Here is a 2,664-nt window from a genome sequence, read left to right on the forward strand (position 1 = left end):
CGCCGGTGATCGGGTCGCCGCGAAGATTGTCGGCGTTGCGCCCATCAATCATCAGCGCGTCGATGTCTTGCCTTCCCATCTGCCATCCTTCTCGAGGAAGCCTGACCGCCTGAACTGCTCACCCTTTTTATCAGGTGGCACCAATCTTGTCGGTCGCTTTCATCGAAGCCCATCGCCCGTCTTTAGCGGACCATTTTTGTTGATCTGGATGCAGAATAACAAAACTGGTCATTCGACCAACCTAGTATATCTGTCAGGCTCATCATCCGACGTCGCCATCGGACTCTATGGGAACGTGTCAGTGCGGAATTCTACAGCCTATCCCTCACCGTCTGAGCCGTAGACCGCCTTCGCCAATAGCCAATTTGCGCAACTTGAATGTCAGCAACACCGGAAATCGGAAAAATCTGAACATCATTGCGATAAGTTATCGAGATGGGGGCCTCCAGCTTCAGGCGCATACTGAACTGATGCGGCCAGCATAGGCTGCCGCATGATGGGTCTTCGAGGACGGAACTTTCCAATGTGGGGCGCACTTGACCAAAGGCCGGTGCATCTCATCAGTTCATACCTCAAGCCTTTCCAGACACTCCAATCCACCTGTAAAGAAACAAAGCGCTGGCGCCGCCATCTCTTCGAGGCGGTCTACAGAATAATGGTTATCACTCAAATCGTCCAGAAATCCAGGATCTTGCACCATGAATATTAGAGCGGCCTCTATAAGATAAACTCCTGCAAGGAGGTTTCTCTCGGAAATACCCGGCCGATGACGGTGAATTCGATCCGTGAGCATCTCTGAGATTACGCCGAGCTTAGCCAGAATCGGACGCAATTCCGGCATGCGGTATGCGCTCATCAAATGCGATGTCATGACTATGTAATTGCGCAGCGGACTATCTACCGATGCGGCAGCCTGCATAAATGGAAGGATGAACGAAGAGACGATCTCCTCCAGTTCGACACATTCGGCTCCCTCTTCTGCATCAGTGAAACTAGCAGCTATCGTTTCCCGCAGTAGCCCAAGCTTTCGGTCCAGCGCTGCTTCGAGAATTAGATGCTTATTGCCGTAATGATAATGTAGCACTCCTATTCGTACACCGGCCTCCGAGGCGATATCTCGCAACGATGTGCCCAGATAGCCGTTGCGAGCAAACAGGATTTCGCAGGCATCCAGAATCTGGTTTCGAGTGGCATCTCCCTTAGCAGAGGCTGGAGCACGATTTGGATTGACCGAGTTTTTCATCTTTTGGTCATTGCTCTAATCTGTTCATTCATCAACCGGCGTTTCATCGATCTTTCAGACCTGCAATCTATCATGCACGTGATCTGATCCCGGAAACCTGGATCGCTTTGAGTTAGAGTTTCCCGGCCATTGTCACGGTGACGGGCGGGGTACGTCACTGGGGTTCATCAACGTGATCGGGGCTTGTTGCCGATTGCACCAAGCGGCCGATCCTCGTTGTAGTCGGGAAGCTTTAGATATGGATGCCAGGATGTTCGAGCGCTATTGTGTGAGACCCTGGCCTGAGCAATGAAGAGGGGTGCGATCGCCACCAACGAATGTCCGATTTTCTCAATTCGAAGCTCCGATCCCGACCGTCGCGAATGTCCCATTTCCGCCTATTGATGTCGATCTATCCCGGCCGTTTAGCCGCTGATTTTCAACCTCGAGAAGCTCAGGCTGGGCCTGCTCGACTGTTATGATCGTAAGCCTGCGATAATCTTGGCGCGGTTCAGATCAGCGCTCGGCCGTGCGAGTCGGGAACACCGGCCCCCGCACGGCCATTCGCGCGGGATCGAACGGTCGCTGGAGCGAGCAGATTTCGTCGTAGGAACCGCTCAGCCATACATCGACGTTCGAGGCTTCAAGGATCGTCACCATCGCCTTGGGATGAATCGGGCTGACGAGCGAATTGGCATCACACGTGACCATGGCAAAGGCGTTGCCGCCTTCGGTTGGCTGCCAGAACCCGGCGACCGCGAACACCGGCTGGTCTACCACCGAAAACCACATCTCGCCCTTCAATGGCGGCTTGCCATCGCCAAGATCATGCTTGTCCGGCGTGAACTCGCAGAACTCGGTGAGCGGCACCACGCATCGGTTCTCCGGACGCTCGGCGAGCCGCCGCCATTGCGGCATCGCCAGGTTGCGCACGTTGGTCATCGGCCAGGCCGCCTTGCCGCCCAGAACATCCCAGGTCATGACATCCCAACCTCGCACACCGCCTTGTTCGCGTATGACGTAGGACCGGCTTTTGGGGCGCAGTTCCTGGGGATCGAAGCGATTGTCGCGTGGGCGCTCGCTGAAAAGTTCGGCGATCGACCCCCAGATCGTCTCGATCTCACCTTTCAGGCGGGCGCGGTTGCACATAAGCTTGTTCCCGATAAATCGATGCACATCTCTACGGTGTGGATGCCTTCATTGCCATCGCGACGGGCGCATGACCTGTGGCGGTGCCCTGCACCGCGGCGTGTCCTCATAAATCTCGATCAGCGAACCGGTACCGCTGAGGTTCATTAAGCACTTCCAGCCAAGCCGAGGCGAACTCCCCGGCGATGAGAATGGGCAGTGCATGCAATGAGACCTGCGCAATCAGGCCAGAGCGCGCGCCTTTGCTTCAAAGGCCGCAGCGCGGCGCCTGAAACGTTCCGCGAGGCTGCCCC

General features: G+C 55.7%; 3 protein-coding genes. 1 reads left to right on the forward strand and 2 read right to left on the reverse strand.

Annotated features, from left to right (window positions below; translation table 11 throughout):
- Positions 1–343: hypothetical protein (locus LH128_RS34900; RefSeq protein ID WP_327195324.1), on the forward strand; the 343-nt coding region annotated here is incomplete at its 5' end.
- 222 nt (positions 344–565) lie between these two features.
- Here LH128_RS34900 and LH128_RS29985 read toward each other — a convergent pair.
- A complete protein-coding gene (locus LH128_RS29985) occupies positions 566–1,243 on the reverse strand; it encodes a TetR/AcrR family transcriptional regulator (RefSeq protein WP_008833453.1) in 678 nt (225 codons plus the stop codon).
- 495 nt (positions 1,244–1,738) lie between these two features.
- Positions 1,739–2,371 carry an SOS response-associated peptidase family protein gene (locus LH128_RS29990; RefSeq protein WP_008833454.1) on the reverse strand — a complete coding sequence of 211 codons (633 nt, stop codon included), beginning with the start codon at positions 2,369–2,371 and terminating at the stop codon, positions 1,739–1,741.
- Positions 2,372–2,664: the final 293 nt, after the last annotated feature.

The organism is Sphingomonas sp. LH128 (assembly GCF_000293195.2).
GTDB lineage: Bacteria > Pseudomonadota > Alphaproteobacteria > Sphingomonadales > Sphingomonadaceae > Novosphingobium > Novosphingobium resinovorum_A.

Bases quoted from the DNA above. Each gene is read 5' to 3' on its own strand.
- LH128_RS29985 (WP_008833453.1), bottom strand. From the start codon at position 1,243: ATGAAAAACTCGGTCAATCCAAATCGTGCTCCAGCCTCTGCTAAGGGA.
- LH128_RS29990 (WP_008833454.1), bottom strand. From the start codon at position 2,371: ATGTGCAACCGCGCCCGCCTGAAAGGTGAGATCGAGACGATCTGGGGG.